At 66.2% G+C, this 23,089-nt stretch carries 22 protein-coding genes; 14 read left to right on the top strand and 8 right to left on the bottom strand.

Annotated features, from left to right (window positions below; genetic code table 11):
• The first annotated feature begins 32 nt into the window (after nucleotides 1-32).
• The 11 genes from trpB to DCO45_RS20775 all read left to right on the top strand — a co-directional run bounded on the left by trpB (nucleotide 33) and on the right by DCO45_RS20775 (nucleotide 11,992).
• A complete protein-coding gene (gene trpB, locus DCO45_RS20825) occupies nucleotides 33-1,241 on the top strand; it encodes a tryptophan synthase subunit beta (RefSeq protein WP_116927602.1) in 1,209 nt (402 codons plus the stop codon).
• Nucleotides 1,242-1,435: 194 nt separating this feature from the next.
• On the top strand, nucleotides 1,436-2,437 hold the full coding sequence (locus tag DCO45_RS20820; RefSeq protein WP_116927601.1) for a LysR family transcriptional regulator: 1,002 nt from the start codon (nucleotides 1,436-1,438) through the stop codon (nucleotides 2,435-2,437).
• An 11-nt stretch (nucleotides 2,438-2,448) separates the two neighbouring features.
• The gene (locus DCO45_RS20815; RefSeq protein ID WP_116927600.1) at nucleotides 2,449-3,936 is read left to right on the top strand and encodes an NAD(P)/FAD-dependent oxidoreductase; all 1,488 of its coding nucleotides are present in this window, start codon (nucleotides 2,449-2,451) and stop codon (nucleotides 3,934-3,936) included.
• Entirely contained in the window at nucleotides 3,933-4,907 is a 975-nt protein-coding gene (locus DCO45_RS20810) for an ABC transporter permease (protein WP_116927599.1), read from the top strand. Before DCO45_RS20815 ends, DCO45_RS20810 begins: the two co-directional genes overlap by 4 nt.
• Entirely contained in the window at nucleotides 4,904-5,842 is a 939-nt protein-coding gene (locus tag DCO45_RS20805; protein ID WP_116927598.1) for an ABC transporter permease, read from the top strand. Before DCO45_RS20810 ends, DCO45_RS20805 begins: the two co-directional genes overlap by 4 nt.
• On the top strand, nucleotides 5,839-6,867 hold the full coding sequence (locus tag DCO45_RS20800) for an ABC transporter ATP-binding protein (RefSeq protein ID WP_116927597.1): 1,029 nt from the start codon (nucleotides 5,839-5,841) through the stop codon (nucleotides 6,865-6,867). Before DCO45_RS20805 ends, DCO45_RS20800 begins: the two co-directional genes overlap by 4 nt.
• Before the next feature lie 5 nt (nucleotides 6,868-6,872).
• Entirely contained in the window at nucleotides 6,873-7,901 is a 1,029-nt protein-coding gene (locus DCO45_RS20795) for an oligopeptide/dipeptide ABC transporter ATP-binding protein (RefSeq protein ID WP_116927632.1), read from the top strand.
• 72 nt (nucleotides 7,902-7,973) lie between these two features.
• Nucleotides 7,974-9,542 (top strand): ABC transporter substrate-binding protein, encoded by a 1,569-nt coding sequence (locus DCO45_RS20790; protein ID WP_116927596.1) that lies wholly within the window; start codon nucleotides 7,974-7,976, stop codon nucleotides 9,540-9,542.
• Entirely contained in the window at nucleotides 9,542-10,849 is a 1,308-nt protein-coding gene (locus DCO45_RS20785) for an acyl-CoA thioesterase/bile acid-CoA:amino acid N-acyltransferase family protein (RefSeq protein ID WP_116927595.1), read from the top strand. Before DCO45_RS20790 ends, DCO45_RS20785 begins: the two co-directional genes overlap by 1 nt.
• A gap of 16 nt (nucleotides 10,850-10,865) precedes the next feature.
• The gene (locus DCO45_RS20780; protein WP_116927594.1) at nucleotides 10,866-11,384 is read left to right on the top strand and encodes a CMD domain protein; all 519 of its coding nucleotides are present in this window, start codon (nucleotides 10,866-10,868) and stop codon (nucleotides 11,382-11,384) included.
• Complete coding sequence (locus DCO45_RS20775) at nucleotides 11,381-11,992, top strand: peroxidase-related enzyme (protein WP_116927593.1); 612 nt, start codon at nucleotides 11,381-11,383, stop codon at nucleotides 11,990-11,992. Before DCO45_RS20780 ends, DCO45_RS20775 begins: the two co-directional genes overlap by 4 nt.
• A gap of 97 nt (nucleotides 11,993-12,089) precedes the next feature.
• Here the strand turns inward: DCO45_RS20775 and DCO45_RS20770 are convergent, their stop codons facing one another.
• From DCO45_RS20770 to DCO45_RS20735, 8 genes are all read right to left on the bottom strand, one after another.
• Entirely contained in the window at nucleotides 12,090-13,463 is a 1,374-nt protein-coding gene (locus tag DCO45_RS20770) for an LLM class flavin-dependent oxidoreductase (protein ID WP_116927592.1), read from the bottom strand.
• A gap of 30 nt (nucleotides 13,464-13,493) precedes the next feature.
• A complete protein-coding gene (locus DCO45_RS20765) occupies nucleotides 13,494-14,057 on the bottom strand; it encodes a carboxymuconolactone decarboxylase family protein (RefSeq protein ID WP_116927591.1) in 564 nt (187 codons plus the stop codon).
• Nucleotides 14,058-14,059: 2 nt separating this feature from the next.
• Nucleotides 14,060-14,965: a branched-chain amino acid ABC transporter permease gene (locus tag DCO45_RS20760; protein WP_116927590.1), complete on the bottom strand. Its 906-nt coding sequence runs from the start codon at nucleotides 14,963-14,965 to the stop codon at nucleotides 14,060-14,062.
• Nucleotides 14,962-15,825 (bottom strand): branched-chain amino acid ABC transporter permease, encoded by an 864-nt coding sequence (locus DCO45_RS20755; protein ID WP_243419438.1) that lies wholly within the window; start codon nucleotides 15,823-15,825, stop codon nucleotides 14,962-14,964. Before DCO45_RS20755 ends, DCO45_RS20760 begins: the two co-directional genes overlap by 4 nt.
• Nucleotides 15,825-16,547 carry an ABC transporter ATP-binding protein gene (locus DCO45_RS20750; protein ID WP_116927589.1) on the bottom strand — a complete coding sequence of 241 codons (723 nt, stop codon included), beginning with the start codon at nucleotides 16,545-16,547 and terminating at the stop codon, nucleotides 15,825-15,827. Before DCO45_RS20750 ends, DCO45_RS20755 begins: the two co-directional genes overlap by 1 nt.
• Entirely contained in the window at nucleotides 16,544-17,320 is a 777-nt protein-coding gene (locus DCO45_RS20745) for an ABC transporter ATP-binding protein (protein WP_116927588.1), read from the bottom strand. The genes DCO45_RS20750 and DCO45_RS20745 overlap by 4 nt, the downstream gene beginning before the upstream one ends.
• Nucleotides 17,317-18,543 (bottom strand): ABC transporter substrate-binding protein, encoded by a 1,227-nt coding sequence (locus tag DCO45_RS20740; protein ID WP_198424340.1) that lies wholly within the window; start codon nucleotides 18,541-18,543, stop codon nucleotides 17,317-17,319. The genes DCO45_RS20745 and DCO45_RS20740 overlap by 4 nt, the downstream gene beginning before the upstream one ends.
• 167 nt (nucleotides 18,544-18,710) lie before the next feature.
• Nucleotides 18,711-20,255, bottom strand: a complete 1,545-nt coding sequence (locus DCO45_RS20735) for a YifB family Mg chelatase-like AAA ATPase (RefSeq protein WP_116927586.1) — start codon at nucleotides 20,253-20,255, stop codon at nucleotides 18,711-18,713.
• A 327-nt stretch (nucleotides 20,256-20,582) separates the two neighbouring features.
• Here DCO45_RS20735 and DCO45_RS20730 point away from each other — a divergent pair, with 327 nt between their 5' ends.
• From DCO45_RS20730 to amt, 3 genes are all read left to right on the top strand, one after another.
• Nucleotides 20,583-21,314 (top strand): TorF family putative porin, encoded by a 732-nt coding sequence (locus DCO45_RS20730; protein ID WP_116927585.1) that lies wholly within the window; start codon nucleotides 20,583-20,585, stop codon nucleotides 21,312-21,314.
• A gap of 43 nt (nucleotides 21,315-21,357) precedes the next feature.
• Nucleotides 21,358-21,696 carry a P-II family nitrogen regulator gene (gene glnK / locus DCO45_RS20725; RefSeq protein WP_027010591.1) on the top strand — a complete coding sequence of 113 codons (339 nt, stop codon included), beginning with the start codon at nucleotides 21,358-21,360 and terminating at the stop codon, nucleotides 21,694-21,696.
• A 65-nt stretch (nucleotides 21,697-21,761) separates the two neighbouring features.
• Complete coding sequence (gene amt, locus DCO45_RS20720) at nucleotides 21,762-23,069, top strand: ammonium transporter (RefSeq protein ID WP_043338911.1); 1,308 nt, start codon at nucleotides 21,762-21,764, stop codon at nucleotides 23,067-23,069.
• Nucleotides 23,070-23,089: the final 20 nt, after the last annotated feature.

Below are 23,089 nucleotides of genomic sequence, written 5' to 3'. Positions count from 1 at the left end.
CAAGCTTTGCCTTCACAGAGATAAAGCAGCCTATGACAACCATGATGAACTTTGCTGAGATGCCCGATGCCAACGGTTTCTTTGGTGACTACGGCGGCCAGCTGGTGCCCCCGCATCTGAAAAAGGCCATGGACGACATCGCCGAGGCCTACGAGCAGATCGTGCAGCGCCAGGACTTCCAGGACGAACTCCAGCAGCTGTTCCAGGACTATGTGGGCCGCCCCAGCCCGATCTTCCATGCCCGCCGTTTGTCAGAGCAGCTGGGCGGCGCGCAGATCCATTTGAAGCGCGAGGACCTCAACCACACGGGGGCGCACAAGATCAACCACTGCCTGGGCGAGGCGCTGCTGGCCAAGTTCATGGGCAAGACCAAGGTGATTGCCGAGACCGGCGCCGGCCAGCATGGCGTGGCGCTGGCCACCGCCTGCGCGCTGGTGGGCATCCCCTGCGAGATCCACATGGGCCAGGTCGATATCGAAAAAGAGCACCCCAATGTCACCAAGATGCGCATCCTGGGCTGCAAGCTGGTGCCGGTGACCTTTGGCCAGGCGACTCTGAAGGAGGCGGTGGACAGCGCGTTTGAGGAATACCTCAAGGATCCGACGAACTACCTGTATGCGATCGGCTCGGTGGTGGGCCCGCACCCGTTTCCGAAGATGGTGCGCGACTTCCAGTCCATCGTCGGGCGCGAGGCGCGCGAGCAGTTCCAGACCCGGCACGGCAAGCTGCCCGACTATGTGGCCGCCTGCGTGGGCGGTGGCTCCAATGCGATGGGCATCTTTACGGCCTTTCTGCCCGATGCCAGTGTCAAGCTAGTGGGCGTGGAGCCAGCGGGCGAGGGCGTGGACCAGCCGGGCAAGCATGCCGCCACCTTGTCGGTGGGCAAGCCCGGCGCCATCCATGGCATGAAATGCTATGTGCTGGAGAACGCCGATGGCAGCCCTGCGGCCGTGCATTCCATCGCTTCGGGCCTGGACTACCCCGGCGTGGGCCCGCAGCACAGCTACTTGAAGGACCTGGGCCGGGTCGATTACCAAGCCGTGGACGACCAGGCCTGCCTCAACGCCTTCATGACCCTGTCGCGGGTCGAGGGCATCATCCCGGCGCTCGAAAGCGCCCATGCCGTCGCCTGGGCCATGGGTATCGCGCCGCAGCTGGACAAGGGGGTGAACATCCTCGTCAACCTCTCGGGCCGGGGCGACAAGGACGCCGATTATGTGGCCAAGAAGCTGGGGCTCTGAGCGAGTTTTGAGCTAGAAGCAGCCGGAAACGGCCGTCACGCAGGGAGCGCATGCTCCCTTTTTTGCGTGGCTACGGCATAGCGCAGGTCGCCTGGTACTCGGGTAAATACGCTTCTGCTATTTGGATATGTCTATTTAGTATTTGTGGATTGCATACTCGATAGCTCAGAATGCGGTTTTCGCATTCAATACCCATGGAACTTCGCCAGCTTGAGGCCTTCGCGGCCGTGATCTCGACCGGCAGCGTGACGGCCGCCGGGCGCATGCTGGGCCGCTCGCAGCCCGCGATCAGCCGCCTGGTGCAGGAGCTGGAGCAGGAGATTGGTTACGCGCTGTTCAGCCGCAACGGCCCGCGCATTACCCCGAATGAACAAGGCTTTTTGCTGTACGAGGATGTGGCCCATGCGCTGCACAGCCTGCAACAGATCCGCCAGCGTGCCCGCGAGATTGCAGGCGGCAGCCAACGCCCGCTGAACCTGCTGGCCACGCCGGCGCTGGCCGCGGGCCTGGTACCTGCGGCGCTGGCGCGGCTCGAAGGCGCGATGGCGCAGAGCATCTCGCACATCCAGCTGCGCAGCGCCTCGCCCGAGCAGGTGGCGCAAGGCGTGCTGACGGGGGCCGCCCAGCTGGGCGTGAGCAGCCTGCCGCTGGAGCACCGGGGCCTGCAGGTGCACTGGATTGGCCGCGCGCCCTGCGTGGCGGTGCTGCCCGAAGCGGACCCACTGGCCGCGCTGGACGTGGTGCCGCTTTTGGCACTGGCCGAGCGCCGCATCATCACCATGGCCAACCCCTACCGCTTGCGTGGCCGCCTCGATGAAGCCTTTGCCGCTGCCCGCCCGGGCGCGCAGCCGGGCGAGACCCAGTTCATGGAAACCAATGCTTCGGTCAATGCGATGGCCGCCGTGCGCGCCGGCCTGGGCGTGTCGGTGCTGGAGCCGGTGACGGCGCTGGGCCTGCCTTTGCAAGGCGTGGTGGTACGCCCGCTCGATACCGAGATCCCGTTTTTGTTTGGCGTGGTCAGCCAGCAGGCCACGCCGTGTACGCCTGCGATGGATGCGCTGTGCCAGGCCTTGACCGAGGTGGCGCAGGCGCTGCTGCCCGGCTTTGTACTGCATGACGCACGCGCCCACGCCGCGCTGCTGGAAGAAATGCTGCCCGAGGGCCAGCGGCCCGCTGCGGGCACACCAGAATTTTGAGAGAACCACGCATGAACGACGAACGCTTACTGCCGCCCCAGGGGCTGGCCGCACTCGAAGCCCGGGTGCGCCAGGACCTGGCCTGGCTGGACCTGCCCGCCAAGGACTGGCTCCCCGAGACCGCGCTGGAGGGCGAGCCGGTGCTGCCCGTGGCCATCATCGGCGGCGGCATGTCGGGCCTGGCCGCATGCGCGGCGCTGCGCTTCATGGGCGTGCCGGCCGAGATCTTTGACCAGTCGCCGGCGGGCTTTGAAGGCCCCTGGGCGACGACGGCGCGCATGGAAACGCTGCGCTCACCCAAGCAGCTCACCGGCCCGGCGCTGGGCAAACCGGCGCTCACTTTCCGCGCCTGGTTCGAGTCGCAGTTCGGCCTGGAGGCCTGGGAGGCGCTCGACAAGATCCCGCGCCTGCAGTGGATGGACTACCTGCGCTGGTACCGCCAGGTGCTGGCGCTGCCGGTGCACAACGGCCACAAGGTGCTGGCCGTGCGCCCACGCGGCGCCGATGGCGTGGTGCAGCTCGATCTGGAGACGCCCGGCGGCGCACGCAAGGTGCTGGCGCGCCATGTGGTGCTGGCCACCGGCCGCGACGGCCTGGGCGGCGCCTATGTGCCCGAGATGGCACGCAGCCTGCCGCGCGACCGTTGGGCCCATTCGTCAGACAGCACCGATTACGCCCAACTGGCTGGCCAGCGTATCGGCGTGGTGGGGGCCGGTGCCTCGGCGATGGACAGCGCAGCGACGGCGCTGGAGAGCGGCGCGGCCAGCGTTGATCTGCTGATCCGCCGCAACGACATTCCCCGCGTCAACAAGGGCAAGGGTGCCGGCAGCCCGGGCCTGACCCATGGCCACCTGCAGCTGCCCGACGACTGGAAGTGGAAGATCCGCCACTACATCAATGTGCAGCAGGTGCCGCCACCCCGGGGCAGCACCTTGCGCGTCTCGCGCCATGCCAATGCCCGCTTCAACCTGGGCTGCGCGATCGAGCGCATGGAATGGACCGGCGACGAGATCCGCGTCCATACCTCCAAGGGCGTGTTCCACCTGGACTTTGTCGTGTTCTCCACCGGCTTTCGCATCGACTGGAATGCGCGCAGCGAGTTTGCGCCCTTTGCCGCCCATGTGCGCAACTGGGGCGACCGCTACCGCCACCCCGAGGGCGAGGACGACCAGGAGCTGTCCGATTCGCCCGACCTGGGCCCGGCCTTCGAGCTGCAGCAAAAGATTCCCGGCGCCTGCCCGGGGCTGGAGCGCATCCATGCGTTCTCCTACCCGGCCGCGCTGACGCATGGCACGGTGTCCGGCGATATTCCTGCGATCAGCGTGGGCGCCGAGCGCCTGGCACAGGGCATCAGCAGCCGCCTGTATGCCGAAGATGTGCAGTGGCATTTCGAGAAGCTGCAGGCCTTCAGCGACCCCGAGGTGTTTGGCGATGAGTGGACGCCGGCTGAACCACCTGGCCAGGCCACCGCACTGCTGGACAAGGCGGGCGCACCATGATCGGCTGGCTGCTGCGCCGCCTTGTGCAGGCCGTGGTGGTGGTGCTGCTGATGACGGTCATCGTCTTCGTCGGCCTGCATGCCATCGGCAACCCGGTCGATATCCTCATCGGCCAGGACGTGGACCAGGTCGAGCGCGCGCGCATCATCGCCCAGCTGGGCTTTGACCAGCCGCTGTGGCGCCAGTACCTGGGCTTTGTCGGCGGCGCGCTGCAGGGCAACCTGGGCGTGAGCTTTGTCTACAACGTGCCGGCGATCGAGCTGATTTTGCAGCGCCTGCCCGCAACCCTGGAGCTGGCGATTGCCGCGCTGGTCATCGCCGTGGTGCTGGGCGTGCCGCTGGGTTTGCTGGCCGGCCTCTACCCCGAGAGCTGGTTTTCCAAATCCATCATGGCCGGCAGCATCGTGGGCTTTTCGCTGCCCACGTTCTGGGTCGGCCTGATGCTGATCATGACCTTCAGCGTGTCGCTGGGCATGCTGCCGTCGAGCGGGCGCGGCCAGACGGTGGAGTTCCTGGGCGCGCAGTGGTCGTTTCTGACCACCGATGGCCTGCGACACATGCTGCTGCCTGCGATCAACCTGTCGCTGTTCAAGATCTCGCTGGTGATCCGTTTGACGCGCGCCGGTGTGCGCGAGGTGCTGCCGCTCGACTATGTGAAGTTTGCCCGCGCCAAGGGCCTGTCGCCGCTGCGTGTGGTGGGCCTGCATGTGCTGCGCAATACGATGATTCCGCTGGTCACCGTGCTGGGCCTGGAGCTGGGCTCGACCATCGCCTTTGCGGTGGTGACCGAGAGCATCTTCTCCTGGCCGGGCGCTGGCAAATTGATTCTGGACAGCATCAATGCGCTGGACCGTCCCGTCATCGTCTCCTACCTGGTGGTGGTGGTCTGCCTGTTTGTCACGCTCAATCTGATCGTGGATATCTTGTACAAGGTGCTCGACCCCCGCGTGCGCCTGGAGGGCGCAGCATGAGCGGCACCAACACCCCTGCCAACGCCCCCGTGGGCACGGCCCCGGCCGCGGCGCTGCGCCAGCCTTCGCCCTGGCGCGCGCATGTGGCCGATTTTCTGGCCTCGCGCCTGGCGCTGTTTGGCCTGATCGTCGCCGTCGTGCTGATCCTGGCGGCGCTCGTCGCGCCCTGGATCACGCCGCAGAACCCCTATGACCTGCAGCAGCTCGATGTGCTCGATGCGCGCCTGCCGCCGGGCTCAGCCAATGGGCTGGCCAGCTTCCACTACCTGCTGGGCACCGATGGCCAGGGGCGCGATCTGTACTCGGCGATTCTCTACGGCCTGCGCATCAGCCTGCTGGTGGGCGTGGGCTCGGCGCTGATTGCCGGTGTGGTGGGCACCTTGCTGGGCCTGCTGGCCGCCTATGCCGGTGGCAAGACCGACACGATCATCATGCGCGTGGTCGATCTGATCCTGTCCTTCCCCTCGATCCTGGTGGCGATGATGATCCTCGCCTACCTGGGCAAGGGCGTGGGCAATGTGGTGCTGACCCTGGTGATCCTGGAATGGGCCTACTACGCCCGCACGGCACGCGGCCAGGCCCTGGTCGAGCGCCGGCGCGAGTATGTCGAGGCGGCGCGCTGCCTGGACATCCCCAACTGGCGCATCATGGTGCGCCACATCCTGCCCAACTGCCTGCCGCCGCTGATCGTGATCGGCACCCTGCAGATCGCCCGCGCGATCACCTTGGAGGCCACCCTGAGCTTTCTGGGCCTGGGCGTGCCGGTGACCGAGCCTTCGCTGGGCCTGCTGATCTCCAACGGCTACCAGTTCATGCTCTCGGGCCAGTACTGGATCAGCTTCTACCCCGGCATTGCGCTGCTGGTCACCATCGTGGCGATCAACCTGGTGGGCGACCGCCTGCGCGATGTCCTGAACCCGAGGAACACCCGATGAGCAGCGTGCCCACCTTGCAGGTGCGTAATCTGCGCACCGAGTTTGCGACCCGCGCCGGCACCCTGCGCGCGGTCAACGATGTCTCCTTCACCTTGGAGCGCGGCCGCATCCTGGGCCTGGTCGGCGAGTCCGGCTCGGGCAAGTCCGTCACCGGTTTTTCCATCATGGGCCTGGTCGATGCACCGGGCCGCGTGACCGGCGGTGAGGTGCTGTTCCAGGGCCGCGACATCACCAAGATCAAGCCGCGCGAGCTGCGCCAGCTGCAGGGCAACCGCATCGCGATGATCTTCCAGGACCCGATGATGACGCTCAACCCCGTGTTGCGCGTGGACACGCAGATGATCGAAGCGGTGCGCGCCCACACCTCGGCCAGCAAGGCCCAGGCGCGTGAGCGGGCCCGCGAGACCCTGGCGATGATGGGCATTGCCAGCCCCGACGAGCGCCTGCAGGCCTACCCGCACCAGCTCTCGGGCGGCATGCGCCAGCGCGTGGCCATTGCGACTGCGATGCTGCACCGGCCCGATCTGATCATTGCCGACGAGCCCACGACGGCGCTGGATGTGACCATCCAGGCGCAGATCCTGTCCGAGGTGCAAAAGCTCGCGCGCCAGCAGGGCACGGCGCTGATCTGGATCACGCATGACCTGTCGGTGGTGGCTGGTCTGGCCGACGAAGTGGCTGTCATGTATGCCGGCCGCATTGTCGAGCAAGGCGGCGTCGATGCCGTGCTGGACAGCCCCCTGCACCCCTATACCGCTGGCCTGATCGGCAGCCTGCCGGCCAACAACCGGCGCGGCAGCCGCCTGCAGCAGATTCCCGGCATGACGCCCAATATGCTGCAGCTTCCTCCCGGCTGCGCCTTTGCCGCGCGCTGCACCCGCGCCACTGCCGCCTGCCAGGCCCAGCCTGAGCAGACCGAGCCGCTGCCCGGCCGCCTGGTGCGCTGCTTTCACCCGGCGCTGACCGCCAGCGCCCCAAGCACCCTTGGTGCCACCGCGCCGCAAGGCCTGGAGGCCCGCGTATGAACGAGATGACGAATACCACAGCAGCCGACAGCGCGGCAGACACCCCGGTGGTCGAGCTGCGCCAGGTCAGCAAGCGCTTTGGCGAGCAAAAGCCAGGCATTGGTGGCCGCCTGCTGCAAAGCCTGGGGCTGGAAAAGCCCCACCCGGTCACCCGCGCGGTCGACCAGGTCGATCTGCTGGTGCGCCCCGGCGAGGTGGTGGGCCTGGTGGGCGAATCCGGTTGCGGCAAGTCCACCCTGGGCCGCATCGCGGCGGGGCTGTTGCCCCCGTCCGATGGCGAGGTGCTGTTCTCCGGCAAGGCCATGGCCAGCCTGACGCCGGCCGAGCGCCATGTCGAGCGCCTGCGCATCCAGATGATCTTCCAGGACCCGTACGCCAGCCTGAACCCGCGCCTGCGCGTGGACGAGATCGTTGGCGAGGCGGCCCGCATCCATGGTCTGGTCGACCAGGCTGGTTTTGACGACTACGTCTGCGCGCAGATGGAGCGCGCCGGGCTCGACCCCGCGCTGCGCAGCCGCTACCCGCACCAGTTCAGCGGTGGCCAGCGCCAGCGCATCGGCATTGCCCGCGCGCTGGCCGTGCAGCCCCGCATGCTGGTCTGCGATGAGGCGGTCGCCGCCCTCGATGTGTCGATCCAGGCGCAGATCCTGAACCTGTTCATGGACCTGCGCGAGCAATTGCACCTGACCTATCTGTTCATCAGCCATGACCTGGGCGTGGTCGAGCATATCTGCGACCGGGTGGTGGTGATGTACCTGGGCCGCGTGATCGAGACCGCGCCGGTCGAGGAGCTGTTTGCCCGGCCCAACCACCCCTACACCCAGGCCTTGCTGGCCGAGGTGCCGAACATGAACGCGCGCCACAAGACCTACTCGGCCATCCAGGGTGAAATCCCCAGCCCGCTCAACCCACCCAGCGGCTGCCACTTTCATCCGCGCTGTCCGCGAGCCATGCCGCGCTGCAAGGTGGAGGCGCCCCAGCTCAAGGGCATCGCCATCCAGCACCAAAGCGCCTGCCATTTGAACGACGCCTGAGCGCTCAGCTGAGCGCCGCCTTTTTCTCCGTATTTGTTCGAACCGTTTTCACAGTTTCACCAGGAGTTCGCCATGAAACGCATCATCGTCTCTTCCCTCACCGCTGCCCTGATGGGCGCTGGCCTGGCTGCCCATGCGCAGACCTTGAACATCGGCTTTGCCGACCCGGTCTCGTCGATGGACCCCCAGCTCAACAACCATGCCGGCGACCGCTCGGTGGACCTGCATTTCTGGGATCTGCTGGTGCAGAACAACCACAACAAGCTGCAGCCCGGCCTGGCTGCGAGCTGGAAGAACCTGGACCCCAAGACCTGGGAGTTCAAGCTGCGCACTGATGTGAAGTGGCAGGACGGCAAGGCCTTCAGCGCCGAGGACGTCATCTACTCCTACCAGCGCGCCCGCGCCGTGCCCGGCAGCGTGGCCACCTTTGCCGGCTACCTGCGCACCGTCGAATCGGTGACGGCCAAGGACCCGCACACGCTGATCATCAAGACCAACATCCCCAACCCCGATCTGCCGCTGAACCTGGCCTCGGTGCACATCGTCAGCAAGCATGTGGGCGAAAAATCGGCCACCGAAGACTACAACTCGGGCAAGGCCATGGTCGGCTCGGGCCCTTACAAATGGGTGTCCTACACGCCAGGCGACCGCGTGGTGATGCAGCGCAACGATGGCTACTGGGGTGACAAGCCGATCTGGGACAAGGTCAACTACCGCTACATCAACAATGCCGCATCGCGCACCGCTGCGCTGCTGGCCGGCGATGTGGATGTGATCGACAAGGTCTCGGTCTCTGATCTCGCGCGCCTGAAGAATGCGCCCAATGTCACCGTCTACCCCTACGACGGCCTGCGCGTGATGCTGCTGCAGCCCAGCTTCAACCCGGCGCCCAATGCCTTCATCACCGACAACGCCGGCAAGCCTTTGCCTAAGAACCCGCTGCTGGACCAGCGCGTGCGTGAGGCGCTGAACCTGGCGATCAACCGGGGCGCCATCGTGGACCGCATCCTGCAGGACGCGGCCACCGAGGCCAACCAGTGGATGCCCAAGAACACCTATGGCTACAACCCCGACATCAAGGACATTCCTTTTGATGCCGCCAAGGCCAAGAAGCTGCTGGCCGATGCCGGCTTCCCCGAAGGCTTCAAGCTGACCATGCATGTGCCCAACGACCGCTACCCACAAGGCCCGGAAACCGCCCAGGTGGTGGCCCAGTTCTGGACCCGCATTGGCGTGAAGACCCAGGTGGAGGTGGTGCCTTGGGCCGTGTACTCGGGCCGCGCCAACAAGAACGAATATGCGATGAGCATGCTGGCCTGGGGCAATGGCACCGGTGAGGCCAGCTATGCGCTGGTGAACGTGCTGGCCACGGTCGATGCCAAGAAGGGCTTGGGCGCCTCCAACTGGGGCCACTACAGCAACCCGGCCGTGGACAAGGCGCTGACCGAATCCACCGAAGAGTTCGACATGGCCAAGCGCGAGAGCATCCTGCGCCAGTCGGCCAAGGTGGTGTCCGATGATGTGGGCATCATCCCGCTGTTCCACTACCGCAATATCTGGGCCGCGAAGAAGGGCCTGAAGGTCACCCCGTTCAGCAGCGACCGCACCACCGCATCGATGGTGACCAAGGTGGCACCCTGATGGCCCAGCTGTCCATCACGATGGACCAGGCGGACGCGCTGATCGATGTGGCACGCCACATCCGTATCGAAGGCGCCCAGCCCGGTGAGGCGGTGGAGGTGACTGCCGAGACCCCGCGCAGCGGCGTGCTGTGGCGCGCGCAGGCGCGTTTCATCGCCGATGCTAAGGGGACGGTAGATCTGCGCCGCGATGCGCCCGTCTCCGGCAGCTATGCCGGTGCCGATGGCATGGGTCTGGTCTGGTCGCAAAGCCCGGTGGCATCCACCAGCCGCGAGCTGTTCAACCAGCCGGTGACCGATGCGCTGCTGACGACCTTGCAGGCCAGCACAGGCACTGCGCAGGCGCAGGCAAGCTTGAGCCAGCAGCTCGCAGCCCCCGGCGTGACCCGCCGCGAGGTGCGCGAGGACGGGCTGGTCGGTACCCTGTACCTGCCCGCTGGCGCCGGCCCGCACCCGGCGGTGATGATCGTCAACGGCTCGGGCGGCGGCATCAATGAGCCGCGCGCGGCGCTCTATGCATCGCGCGGCTATGCGGCCTTTGCGCTGGCGTATTTCAAGGCGCCTGGCCTGTCGCCCTACATCTCCAACACCCCGTTGGAGTATTTTGAAAAAGGCCTGCAATGGCTGCGCCGCACGGTGCAACCCGCGCATGACTTTGTCGCGCTCAGCGGCCAGTCGCGCGGGGGGGAATTGGTGCTGCTGCTGGGGGCCACCTTTGCGCAGCAGGTATCGGCCGTGGTGGGCTATGTGCCCAGCGCCTTTGTGCACAGCGGCCAGAACGCCTGCGACCCGCAGGTGGGGCGCGAAGGCCCAACCTGGCTGCTGGGCGGCAAACCGCTGACCCACATCTGGGAGAACAACCGCACAGCCAGCTGGGCACCGTTTGACGAAGGTCCATCGCCCCACCGCCATGAGCGCGCGATGCGCACCGCCTTGCTTGATGCCGAGGCCGTGGCGCGTGCGCGCATCCCGGTCGAGCGCATCCAGGGCCCGGTGATGCTGCTGTCGGCCACCGACGATGGCTCCTGGCCGTCGAGCGTGTATTCGCAGATGGTGCGCGACAAGCTGGCCGAGGTGCAGCACCCGCACGATGTGCAGTGGCTGGACTTTGAGCGCGCCGGCCACGCGATCCTGTTCCCCTATGTGCCGACCACGCAGCTGGTCTACGCGCACCCGGTCTCGGGCAAGGTCAGCACCGGCGGTGGCAACCCGGCCGACAACGCCCATGCCGATGCCGCGTCCTGGCAGGGCGTGCTGCAGTTTCTAGAACGCGCGGTGGCGGCCAAGGCCGGCGCTGCACAACCATAAATCCAAGGAGTCTTGCATGTCCACATCCCCCAGCGATGACCTGATCGACCGGCTGGTCGGTCTGGCACCGGGCAGCCGCACCTATGCGGCGCGCCACCAGCGTGAAAAGGTGGTGGCCGCCACCCAGGGCAGCTACCAGGCGCTGTTTGATCCGGCGCTGCCGGGCATCAGCCTGGCCGAGCGCCTGCTGGTTGCGCTCTACGCCTGCCGCCTGACCCCTGCGCCCGAGCTGGTTGCCCACTACCGCGAACGCCTGCAGCAGCTGGCAGTCGATGCTGCACTGATCGCCGTCGCCGAGACCGGCCAGCCCCAGGATGCGCAAGACCCGCGCCTGGCCGCCATGCTGGCCTTTACCCGCACCCTGATCGAGAACCCGATCGAGGGCGACAAGGCGGCGCTGGAAACCCTGCCAGCCGCAGGCATCAGCACCCCGGCCGTTGTGGCGCTGTCGCAGCTGATCGCGTTTCTCTCCTACCAGGTCCGCCTTGTCGCCGGCCTGCAAGCCATGAAAGCATCCGAGGAGGCCACCGCATGAGCACGCCCGCCGCATTCCAACCCGCCCAGGTCATCCGCGCCCACGGCTTTACCAACGAATCGCTGGAGTGGAAGGCCTGGCTGGATGTGGTCCAGCTGGGCCAGGCCACGCCCGACCAGATGGCCGTGCTCGAAGAAAGCCACCCCAAGGCCAAGACCTCGGACTACTACCTGTTCCTGGTGCACCAGCCGCTGATCCTGCGCGAGCGCTCCACCGCCTTCAACGCCATCATGTATGCGCCCGGCGGCCTCTCGCGTGCCGAGCGTGAGCTGGGCTCCACCGTGGTCTCGCGCATCAACGGCTGCGTCTACTGCGCGTCGGTCCATGCGCAGCGCTTTGAGCAGCTGGCCAAGCGCAGCGACTCCATCGCCCAGGTGTTCGAAGAGCCCGCCACCGCCGGCACCACGGCGCGTGAAAAGGCCATCGTGCAGTTCTCGATCAAGATCACCGAGCAGCCCGCCGCCATCAACGCCGCCGACATCGATGCGCTCAAGGCCGAGGGCCTGAACGAAGGCGAGGTGCTGGACCTCCTGCACTCGGACGCGATCTTTGCCTGGGCCAACCGCCTGATGCTGAACCTGGGCGAGCCGCTGATGCCGGAAGCCTAAAGCGGCTGTCTGCGCTGATGTGCCAACCCCCATCGCCTGTTTCCGGGTGGTGGGGGTTGTTTTTTGTGGGTGGTCCTTGTGGCCGTCTGCTGGAACATCAGCGCCGGTAGGCGGCGCCCGGATGGCTGGCCGGCAGCAGCTTGCCCCCTGCCGGGAACAGCTTTTCGCGCAGTGTCCCTTGCGCATAGCGCGTCTTGAACATGCCCCGGTTTTGCAGCTCGGGGATCAGCAGGTCGACGATGGCGTCCAGGCTCTCGGGCATGACGGTGCGCACAAGGTTGAAGCCGTCGATATCGCTCTCGGCGACCCAATGGGCCATCTGGTCGGCCACATCAACCGGCGAGCCGATGAAGACCGGCGCGCGCGCACCGACGGGGCTGAAATCCAGCAGATCGCGGACCTTGGGCGGCTGTGGCGTGTTGCGGGTCAGGTGCTCGACGGTGGACTGTATGGCATTGGTCTTGGCAAAGGGCAGCACATCGTCCAGACCCAGCTGGGACAGGTCCATGCCGGTCCAGCCCGAGACCAGCGCCAGCTGGCCGGCGCTGTCCAGGTAGCGGCGGTAGTCGTCGCGCAGGTCCTGGGCTTCGGAGGTCGTCGGCGCAACGATCACGGTGGCGCCCAGCAGGGTGAGCAGATCGTAGGGATCGCGCCCGGCGTTGCGGGCTGATTCACGCAAGGCCTTCACCGATTTGGCCGCTGCCGCAGGTGTGGGGCCATTGATAAAGCAGGCCTCGGCATGGCGGCCGGCAAACTGCTGGCCGCGCGCGGAGCTGCCAGCCTGGTACAGCAGGGGTGTGCGCTGGGGTGAGGGCTCGGCCAGCGCCCGGCCATGCACGCAGTAGTAGGGGCCGTCATGGGCGACGGCATGCACGCGCTCGGGGTGTGTGAACACGCCTGTGTCCTTGTCGCGCACGGCAGCACCGGCCTCCCAGCTGCCTTCCCAGAGCTGGTAGATCGCGGCCATGAAGTCTTCGGCTACCTCGTAGCGCTCGTCATGGTCGCGCAAGCTATCGCGGCCCAGGCCGCGCGCGCCGCTTTCCAGGTAGCCGGTGACGATGTTCCAGCCCAGGCGGCCGTTGGTCAGGTGGTCCAGGGTGCCAAAGCGCCGTGCGAAGGAAAACGGATGGTCGTTGCTCAGACTCGATGTCACACCAAAGCCGATGTGCTCGGTCACCAGGGCCATGGCCGAGATGAGCATGGTCGGGTCGAGCTGCGGGGACTGGGCCCCTGCCACCAGCGCCGCATCGGCATTGCCCGCGTAGACGTCGTAGATGCCGAACACATCGGCGATAAAGATGCCGTCGAGCAGGCCGCGCTCTGCCGTGCGGGCCATGTCTGCCCAGTAGCGCAATTGGTGGTATTGCGCCTGGTTGTCGCGCGGGTGCTTCCACAGGCCGGCCCAGTTGTGGGAGGGCGCGGCCATCTGAAAAGTGTTGAGGCGCAGTTCACGCCGGGGCTGTCGGCTCATTCCCATAAATCCATCACGGTGCCTCTGCCCTTAGACCTGCGCCGCCGCCTCGCTGGCTGCCGGGGTGGCCAATGGCGCGGTCTGCACCTGCAGAATGTCGTTGAAGCGGTTGAAGGCGCCGCACAGCGCGGTGCGCCAGGTCAGCTCCACAATCTGCGCTTCGCTGAAATGCTGGTGCAGGCGCGCAAAGATTTCGTCGCGCGTCTGGCTCCAGTTGCGGGTCACGGCGATCGCGTACTCCACCACCAGGCGGTCCACCTCGTTCAGTTCAGGGTGGCTGGCATAGTCCAGCAAGGTCCGCACGCCTTCGGCCGACAGGCCTTCGACGAGCAGCTTGGGCCCATGGTGGTCGATGCAGTACTCGCATGCATTGAGCAGCGAGACGGTGACGATGGCCAGCTCGGTGTAGCGCTTGGGCAGCACCGCTTCCTGGCCCAGCTGCAGCAGCAGCGCCCAGGTCTGCGAGAAGATCGGCAGGCGCTGCGCCATGACGCCGGCCTGGTCGGCAAAGTCGCCAGCGGCCAGCATGCGGTCCCACAGTGGCTGCTCTGCGGCAGGCAGGTCGTCGCGGGATTTGCGGGTGATTCGGGACATGGCTATTTTCCTTGAGAGCGGGGGCCGAGCCGGTACTCCGGCAGCAGGCCGTTGGGTTTGAAGATCAGCATCGCCAGCAGTAGCAGGCCCACCAGCGACAGGCGGATGGCGGCCAGCTGCGTGCCATCGAGCCAGGGCACGACGCCGGCCAGCATGCGGCTGCCCTCCAGCAGCAGGATCACCGTGAAGCCGGCAACCAGCACGCCGGCATGGCTACCGCGCCCACCCAGGATCACAGCCATGAAGGCGTAGGCCGTCAAGATGGTGCTGAACTGGGTCGGGTCGATATAGGTGTAGTAGAAGGCGTGCAGGCTGCCGGCAATGCCCAGGATGGCGCCGCCCAGCGCAAAGCTGCGCGCCCGCACCCAGAGCACGTTCTTGCCCAGCGCCTCGGCCACGCCCGCGTCCTCGCGCGTGGCGCGCAGCAGGCGGCCAAAGGGCGAGCGCGCCAGGCGCTGCAGCACCACAAACACCAGCGCCAGCCAGACCAGGCAAAAGCCCAGAAAGAACAGGTCGCGCCAGGCGCTGGGCACCAGCTCGGCAAAAGGCCGCACGATGTTGGGGATGCCCAAGGTGCCCCGGGTCAGCCATTCCTCGTAGCTGATAAAGAGCCGCAGCGATTCGGCAAAGCCCAAGGTGACGATGGCCAGGTAGTCCTCGCTCAGCCGTACGGATATCAAGCTGACCAGCGCACTGGCCGCTGCCGTCAGCAGCAGCGCCAGCAGCATGGCAGCGAGCGGCGGCAGGCCCTGCATCTGCAGCAGGCTGCAGGCATAGGCGCCCAGCATATAAAAGCCGAACAGGCCAAAATTAACCAGGCCACCCAGGCCCCACTGCAGGTTCAGCGCCAGGCCCGACAAGGTGGCGATGACCACCAGCACCAGGGTTGCAATCAGATAGCTTGTCATTTGCGCACCCACTTGGCACCAAAGAGACCCTGCGGGCGCAGCAGCAGCAGCAAGGCCATGACCCCAAAGGCCACCACCGTGCGGTAGTGGGGCGGCAGCAACAGGGTGGCCAGCTCTTCGGTCACGCCCAGCAGCAGCGCGCACGCCACCGCCGCCATCGGGCTGCCGATGCCGCCCAGAATGGCTGCGGTAAAGACCGGCAACAGGTAGTTCCAACCCATTTGCGGATCCACATTCGAATCGAGCCCGATCAGCACGCCCGACAAGGTCGCCATTGCGGCGGCCAGTGCCCAGACCGTGGCCGTCACCTTTTTGCGCGAGATGCCGCGCACGTCCGCCAGATCGGGGTTGTCGGCCACCGCCTGCATGGCCCGGCCCAGGCGCGTGAAGCGGAACACCAGCCACACGAGCGCCAGCGCCACCAGTACGCAGACCAGGGTGATGAGCTGCTCCTGGTTGACGCGCAGGCCGAGCAGGCGCGCGGGCCGGGCAATCTCCACACCAAAGCCGCGCGGCGCATTGCCGGCGACCAGGCGCACCAGGTTCTCCAGCACCAGGCCCAGGCCGATCGAGGCCACCAGCAAGGTGACGCCCGAGCGCCCGCGCAGCGGCGCAAACACCAGCCGGTCGAGCAGCAGCGAAAGCGCAACGCTGAGCGCCATGCCGGCGGCCACCGCCAGCGGCAGCGGCCAGCCCAGCGGGCCGTTGAAGGCATAGACCAGGTACGCGCCGGTGGTCACCATCGCGCCAATGGCGTAGTTGGCAAAGCGCAGCACGCTGAAAATCAAGGCCAGCGACAAGGCCGGCAACGCAATGAGCAGGCCCGATACCAGGCCGTTGAAGATGAGTTGCGCCAGCATCAGTGCGCTCCCAGATAAAGACTTTGCAGCTGGCCGTTGGCCAGCAGCTCCTGGCTGGGCGCGCGTGCCCGCACCTGGCCGGCGACCAGCACCAGGCCCCGGTCGGCAGCGGCCAGACCCAGGCGGGTGTTCTGCTCGATCATGAACAAGGTGACCCCGGTGTGCGCCACGCGCTGCACCACGTCAAACAGGCGCGATGCATTCAGCGGCGACAGGCCCGCCGAGGGCTCATCGAGCGCCAGCAGCCGGGGTGAGGGCATCAGCGCCGCGCCCATGGCCACCATCTGCCGCTGGCCGCCGCTGAGCAAGCCAGCGGCCACGTTCAGCTTGGGAACGATCTCGGGAAACAGCGCCAGCACCGCATCGAGCCGCTCGCGCAAGGCCCTGGCGCCACCGCTGGCGATGAACTCATGGCCGAGCTTGAGGTTGTCCAGCACCGAGAGGTTGCGGAACACATTGGCCTCCTGCGGCACATAGCCCAGCCCCAGGCGTGCGCGGCCCGGCGCATCGAGGGCGGTGATGTCGCGGCCATCCCAGATGACGCGGCCCGACTGCGGGCGGATCAGCCCGGTCACGACGCGCATCAAGGTGGATTTGCCCGAGCCATTGGGGCCGACGACCACCAGGCTGGAGCCGGGTGCGACATCCAGACTCACGGCATGCAGTACGGCGCGCGCGCCGTAGCCGGCCACGACGCTGTCCAGACGCAGTTCGGCGCTCATGCCACACCTCCGAGGTAGGCCTCGACCACCAGCGCGTTGGCAGACACCTGGGCAAAGCTGCCCTGGGTCAGCACCTTGCCCTGGGCCAGCACATACACCGGGTCGCACAGCGCGGCAATCATGTCCATGTTGTGTTCCACAATGGCAAAACTCATGCCTTCGGCCTGCAGGCTGCGGATGAAGTCCGCAATCTCGCCGACCAGCACCGGGTTGACGCCGGCCGCCGGCTCGTCGAGCAGCACCAGCCGGGGCTTGAGCATCAGCGCGCGGCACAGCTCCAGCAGTTTCTTCTGGCCGCCCGAGAGGCTGTCGGCCCGGTCATGCGCCAGGCGCCACAGGCCCACGCGCTCGAGCAGGGACTGGGCTTGCGCCATCGCCTGGGCTTCGTGCTGGCGGGCGGCCGCCGTGTTCAGCAGCGCATGCCAGAGCTTTTCGCCGGGCTGCTGGGGAGCGGCGAGCAGCAGGTTCTCCAGCACGGTGAGCGCGCCCATCTCGCGCGAGATCTGAAAAGTGCGGGTGAGCCCGGCCTGGGCGCGGCGGTGCACGGACCAATGCGTGATGTCCTGGCCGTCGAACAGCACCCGGCCGCCCTGGTGGGCCTGCTGGCCGCCCAGCACGTTGAACAAGGTGGACTTGCCCGCGCCATTGGGCCCCACCATGCCGGTGATGCCGCCGCGCGCAATGCGCAGGTGGGCACCGTCCAGCGCGGTGAATTCACCAAAACCTACATGAACATCCTGAACCCTGAGCAGATCGTCTGTCTGCAGGCTCATTTGGTGGTGCCCACCAGCTTGCTCACGCCGTTGAGCACGCGGTAGTGGCCGTAGTCCAGGTCCACCTGGTCGCCATTGGGCGCAAAGCGGAAGTCCGCCGTCGCGCCGGAGTAGCGGAAAGGCTTGCCTGCGCGAATCAGCTGCAGGCCCTGCACGGGGTCGTGCACATCGGGACCTTTGGTGTTGACCACATTGGCGATTTCCTTGCTGAAGTCGGCCGCCTTGGCGCTCTTGGCTTTTTCGATGGCCAGCGCCAGCACATTGATCTCGTCAAACACATTGGCGCCAAAGGCGACGATGGTGCCTTCGGGCTGCTGCGTTTGCTTGAGGTAGAGCTGGTAGCTGGCGTTGTTGCCCACCGGCGTGGCCTGCACATGGTTCACGCCTTCGGCGGCGGCCTTGCCCACGTTCTGCACAAACTTGCCGCCGCTGTCGGCCGCATGGCTGAAGGTGTAGAGCTTGCTTTCGTAGCCGCTGCGGTAGATCTCGCGCACGATGGCGCTGAACTCGGGGATATAGCTGGGCAGGAAGACCGCATCGGGCTTCTTGCTGAAGATCTTTTCCACCTCGGCCCGGTACGAGGGCTGGTTGGGGTTGAAGTAGAGGGTGTCAAGCACCTTGCCGCCTTGCTGCGCAAAGCGCTCGGCAAAGGGCTTGACGGTGCTGAGCGTGAAGGGCGTCTGCAGCACCAGGATGGAGGCGGTCCTCGCGCCATCCTTGTAGGCCACATTGGCAAAGGCCTGGCCCCAGTTCTTGCCATTGGTCTGGAAGCGCCAGACCAGGCCCTTGTTGTCGCCCTCGGTCAGCTCATCGGCCGAGCCTACGGGCAGCAGCGCAACACTCTTCTCGAGTGCCACCGGGCGCACGGCCAGCGCCACCGCGCTGCTCCACACGCCGGTGATCGCGACCACACCATCCACATCGATCAGCTTGCGCGCGGCCGACACGCCGGCTGTGGGCGTGGTCTCGTCATCGGCGACGACGATCTCCAGCGGACGGCCCAGCACACCGCCATGTGCATTGATATGGGCTGCGGCTGCCTTGGCCGCCGTTTCCTCTTCCTTGCCATAGGCGCCACCCGATCCGGTCAGCGGGGCCAGCAAGCCGATACGGATGGGGGCGCCGCTGGGGGCACTGGCTGCACCTGCCGCACTGGCACCGGCCACCACACAAAGCGACGCTGCCGCCACGCCCAAGACCCGCCACTGACCCAATTTGCTCACGCCCATATCCGCTTTCAAAAAACCGCCGTTCGCAGCAGGGCTGCGCGGCGCAAAAGGGGGATTGTGCGAAGTCAGCGTTGCGGGAGGAACTAATTTTTCTGACTTACTAAACGCGTTTTCTGCATAAGGGTGGACATGCGGCAGCGCTGCCCGCGTGCATGTGCTGCCTACATGCCGCTGCTGCCCAGCAGCGCCCGCCGGTACTGCACCGCCTCGGCCACATGGGCCGGGCTGATGGTCTCCGACTGCGCGAGATCCGCAATCGAGCGCGCCACACGCAAGCTGCGATGGATGCCGCGTGCCGACCAGGCCAGCTGGGCGGCGGCGGTTTGCAGCAGCTGCAGCGCAGCGGGCTCGGCATGGCAGTAATCGTCGAGCGCCTGGCCTTGCAGCTGCTGGTTGAGCATGCCCTGGCGCTGCAGTGACCGGGCGCGGGCAGCGGTCACCCGCTCGCGGATAGTGGCGGTCGATTCGCCGGCCGGGGCGGTCAGCAGCTCATCGGCGGGCAGGGGGCTGACTTCCAGGTGCAGGTCAATGCGGTCGAGCAAGGGGCCGCTGATGCGGGCCTGGTAGCGGCTGACCTGGTCGGGCGAGCAGCGGCAGGCGCGCTGGCGCGAGCCCCGAAAACCGCAGGGGCAGGGGTTCATCGCGGCAATCAGTTGGAAGCGGGCGGGAAAGGTGGCCTGCTGCGCGGCGCGGGCGATGCTGATCTGGCCGGTCTCCAGCGGCTCGCGCAGTGCTTCGAGCGCGCTGCGCGGGAACTCGGGCAGTTCATCGAGAAACAGCACGCCGCAATGGGCCAGCGATATCGCACCGGGCCGGGGCGGACTGCCGCCGCCCACCAGGGCCACGGCGCTGGCGGTGTGGTGCGGCGCCATCGTGCTGCGCTGGCCCCAGCGCTGGGCATCAAAGCTGCCGACCAGGCTGTGCACGGCGGCGTTCTCCAGCGCCTCGGCCACGCTCAAGGGCGGCAGCAGGCCGGCAAAGCGCTGGGCCAGCATCGATTTGCCAGCGCCCGGTGCGCCCAGCATCAGCAGGTTGTGGCCGCCTGCGGCAGCGATCTCCAGCACCCGCTTGCTGGCCGCCTGGCCTTTGACATCGGCCATGTCGGCGCCGGGGGCCTCGGGCGGGCGGGGCTGGGCGGGCATGCGCTGCCACTGGCTGGGCGCTGCATCGGGCTCGGCGCTGGCGGCCTGGGGCGCAAAGTGCTGCACCACGTCCAGCAGGTGGCTGGCGCGGTAGACCTCGGCATCGGGCACCAGGGCGGCATCCTCTGCACTGCCCGGGGGCAGCACCTGGCGCACCTGCTGGCCGCGCTGGTGCAGGTCCATGCTGGCGGCCAGCGCGCCGCGCACCGGGCGCAATGCACCCGACAGCGACAGCTCGCCGGCAAATTCATAGTCCTTGAGCCGGTCCGCATCGATAGCGCCGCTGGCCGCCAGAATGCCGACCGCGATGGCCAGGTCGTAGCGGCCCGACTCCTTGGGCAGATCGGCCGGTGCCAGGTTGACGGTGATGCGTTTGTTGTGCGGAAACTCCAGCCCGCTGTTTTGCAGCGCTGAGCGCACACGCTCACGCGCTTCCTTCACTTCCAGATCGGCCAGGCCGACCAGGGTAAAGCTGGGCAGGCCATTGGCCAGATGGACTTCGACGCTGACGGGATGGCCGGTGAGCCCGACCAGGGCCCGGCTGTGCACCACGGCGAGACTCATGGGCGGGCTTCCTTGTTGTTTTGCACCTTTTTGGTGCATTGCGAAGCACCTCTTGGAGGCACGGCTGCCACCAGCATCGCAAAAGTCGCTGGCAGCAACAAGTGGCGACAGCCCGGGGAAGGCGTGGCGGCGGCGCCGGCCTGCCATCCCGCGCCCCCGGCCGCCCTGTGGCGGCTCAGAACGTAAGCATTTGCAAAAAAATATAGCGCGCTGCGCTTGTCTGGTGCGCGCAACGCAGCGGGTAGCGCTGGGTTTGGCACGCTCTGTGCATTGTGCTTGCCACAAACGGATGGGTCGAATTCATCAACAAGGAGTGTGGCAATGGCAATGAGCAACAGAGGCTGGATGGTGGTGGCGGGTGCAGCGTTCCTGGCGCTGCCAATGGTGGCAAGCGCGCAGCTGACCGCCAATGTGAGCGTGACCACGAACTACAAGTTCCGCGGTCAGGACCAGAAGTCCTCTAGTGCCCAATGGGTCAAGCCCGCACTCCAGGGAGGGGTCGACTACGCCTTTGGCGACAGCGGCTTTTATGTGGGGAACTGGAACTCCACCGTCGACTGGCTCGACAACAACAAGCTGGAGATGGATTTCTACGGTGGCTACAAGTTCAAGGCCGCTGATGTGGATTGGGATGTGGGTCTGCTGACCTATGTCTACCCCGGCAACACGCTGGGCAACACCACCGAACTGTATGGCTCGGGCACCTACGGTCCCGTGACCGTGAAGTACTCGCACACCGTGTCGAAGGATTACTTTGGCTGGGCCGGCACCAAGTACGACAGCACGTACAAGGGCCGCAACACCGGTTACCTGAATGTGGCATTCGCCCAGGAAGTGGCGCCCAAGACGACCTTGAAGCTGGCCGTGGGCTATACGCGCTTTTCCAGCGACATCAAGGACCTGGGCGTGCCCAACTACCTGGACTACAGCGTGGGCGGTGCCTATGACCTGGGTGATGGCTTCTCGCTGAGCGCTGCCTGGGTGGGCGCCAACAAGACGGGTGCCTTTGGCTTTGTGAACAAGGGTCGCGCGATCGTATCGCTGACCAAGGCTTTTTGACGCAGCGCCGCTGCAATAAGTGACGACAGGAGAGACTATGAACATGAAACTGGTAGTGGCGGTGATCAAGCCCTTCAAGCTCGATGAAGTGCGTGAGGCGCTGTCCGATATTGGGGTGCAAGGCATCACGGTGAGCGAGGTCAAGGGCTTTGGCCGTCAGAAGGGCCATACCGAGCTGTACCGAGGCGCCGAGTACGTGGTGGACTTCCTGCCCAAGGTGAAGCTGGAGATTGCGGTGGCCGAGGACCTGGTGGACCGGGTGATCGAGGCCATCGAGAACGCAGCGCGCACCGGCAAGATCGGCGACGGCAAGATCTTTGTCTCGCCGCTGGAGCAGGTGGTGCGTATCCGTACCGGCGAAACCGGCCCGAACGCGATCTAAAAAACAGCGCTCCGCGCTGGCAAGGCGCGCGCAACAAGCCAATTTATCTTGAAGGTGTGAACAACATGAGACGACTTCTTTCCTTGGCAGGGCTGGCGGCAGTGGCACTGGCCACTGCGGGCAACGCGGCTGCGGCCGATGCGGCAGCTCCCGTTCTGAATGCAGGCGATACCGCCTGGATCATGACCTCGACCATGCTGGTGATCCTGATGGTCATCCCGGGTCTGGCGCTGTTCTATGGCGGTCTGGTGCGCAGCAAGAACATGCTGTCGGTGCTGGCCCAGGTGTTCACGATCTTCTCGCTGATCACCGTGCTGTGGACCATCTACGGCTACTCGCTGACCTTCTCCGGTGAAGGCAACTTCTTTGGCGACTTCGGCAAGGTGTTCCTGATGGGCATCACGCCCGATACCTTGTCGGGTGCGATGGCGACTGTGCCGGAGTATGTGTTCGTCTCGTTCCAGGCCACGTTCGCCGCCATCACCGTGGCGCTGATCGTCGGTGCCTTTGCCGAGCGCATCAAGTTTGCGGCCGTGATGATCTTCGCCGTGCTGTGGTTCACCTTCAGCTACCTGCCGATTGCCCACATGGTCTGGGGCGGTGGTCTGCTGGGCAAGGATGGCGCGCTGGACTTTGCCGGCGGCACCGTTGTGCACATCAACGCCGGTGTGGCCGGTCTGGTGGGCTCCTATGTGCTGGGCAAGCGCCTGGGCTTTGGCCGCGAAGCGCTGGCTCCGCACAACCTGACCTTGACCATGGTGGGCGCATCGCTGCTGTGGGTGGGCTGGTTCGGCTTCAACGCCGGCTCGGCAGGTGCTGCCAACGGTATTGCGGGCCTGGCCTTCATCAACACCATCGTGGCCACCGGCGCAGCCTGCGTGAGCTGGTTGGTGTGCGAGACGCTGCACAAGGGCAAGCCCTCGATGCTGGGTGCCGCTTCGGGTGCCGTTGGTGGCCTGGTGGTCATCACCCCAGCCGCCGGTTTTGTCGGCCCCATGGGTGCCATCGTGATGGGTCTGCTCGCCGGTGCTCTGTGCCTGTGGGGTGTGTCCGGTCTCAAGCGGCTGCTCAAGGTCGATGACACCTGCGACGTCTTCGGTGTGCACGGCGTGGGCGGTATCCTGGGTGCCATCCTGACCGGTGTGTTCTGCGCCTCCAGCCTCGGCGGTGTCGAGCCAGAAGGCTACAACATGGCCCACCAGATCTGGGTGCAAACCAAGGGCGTGCTGATCACCATCGTGTGGTCGGGTGTGGTGGCCTGGATCTCGTACAAGGTGGCAGGTTTGCTGACCGGTGGTCTGCGTGTGACGGAAGAAGCCGAACGCGAAGGCCTGGACATCACCTCCCACGGCGAAGCGGCCTACGGACGTTGATTCTTGCGGATACTCCTTGG

Source organism: Comamonas sp. JNW (assembly GCF_003105075.1).
GTDB lineage: Bacteria > Pseudomonadota > Gammaproteobacteria > Burkholderiales > Burkholderiaceae_C > Comamonas > Comamonas squillarum.
Note: the sequence above shows the minus strand (reverse complement) of the source record. Positions and strands in the feature narration are given on the sequence as shown.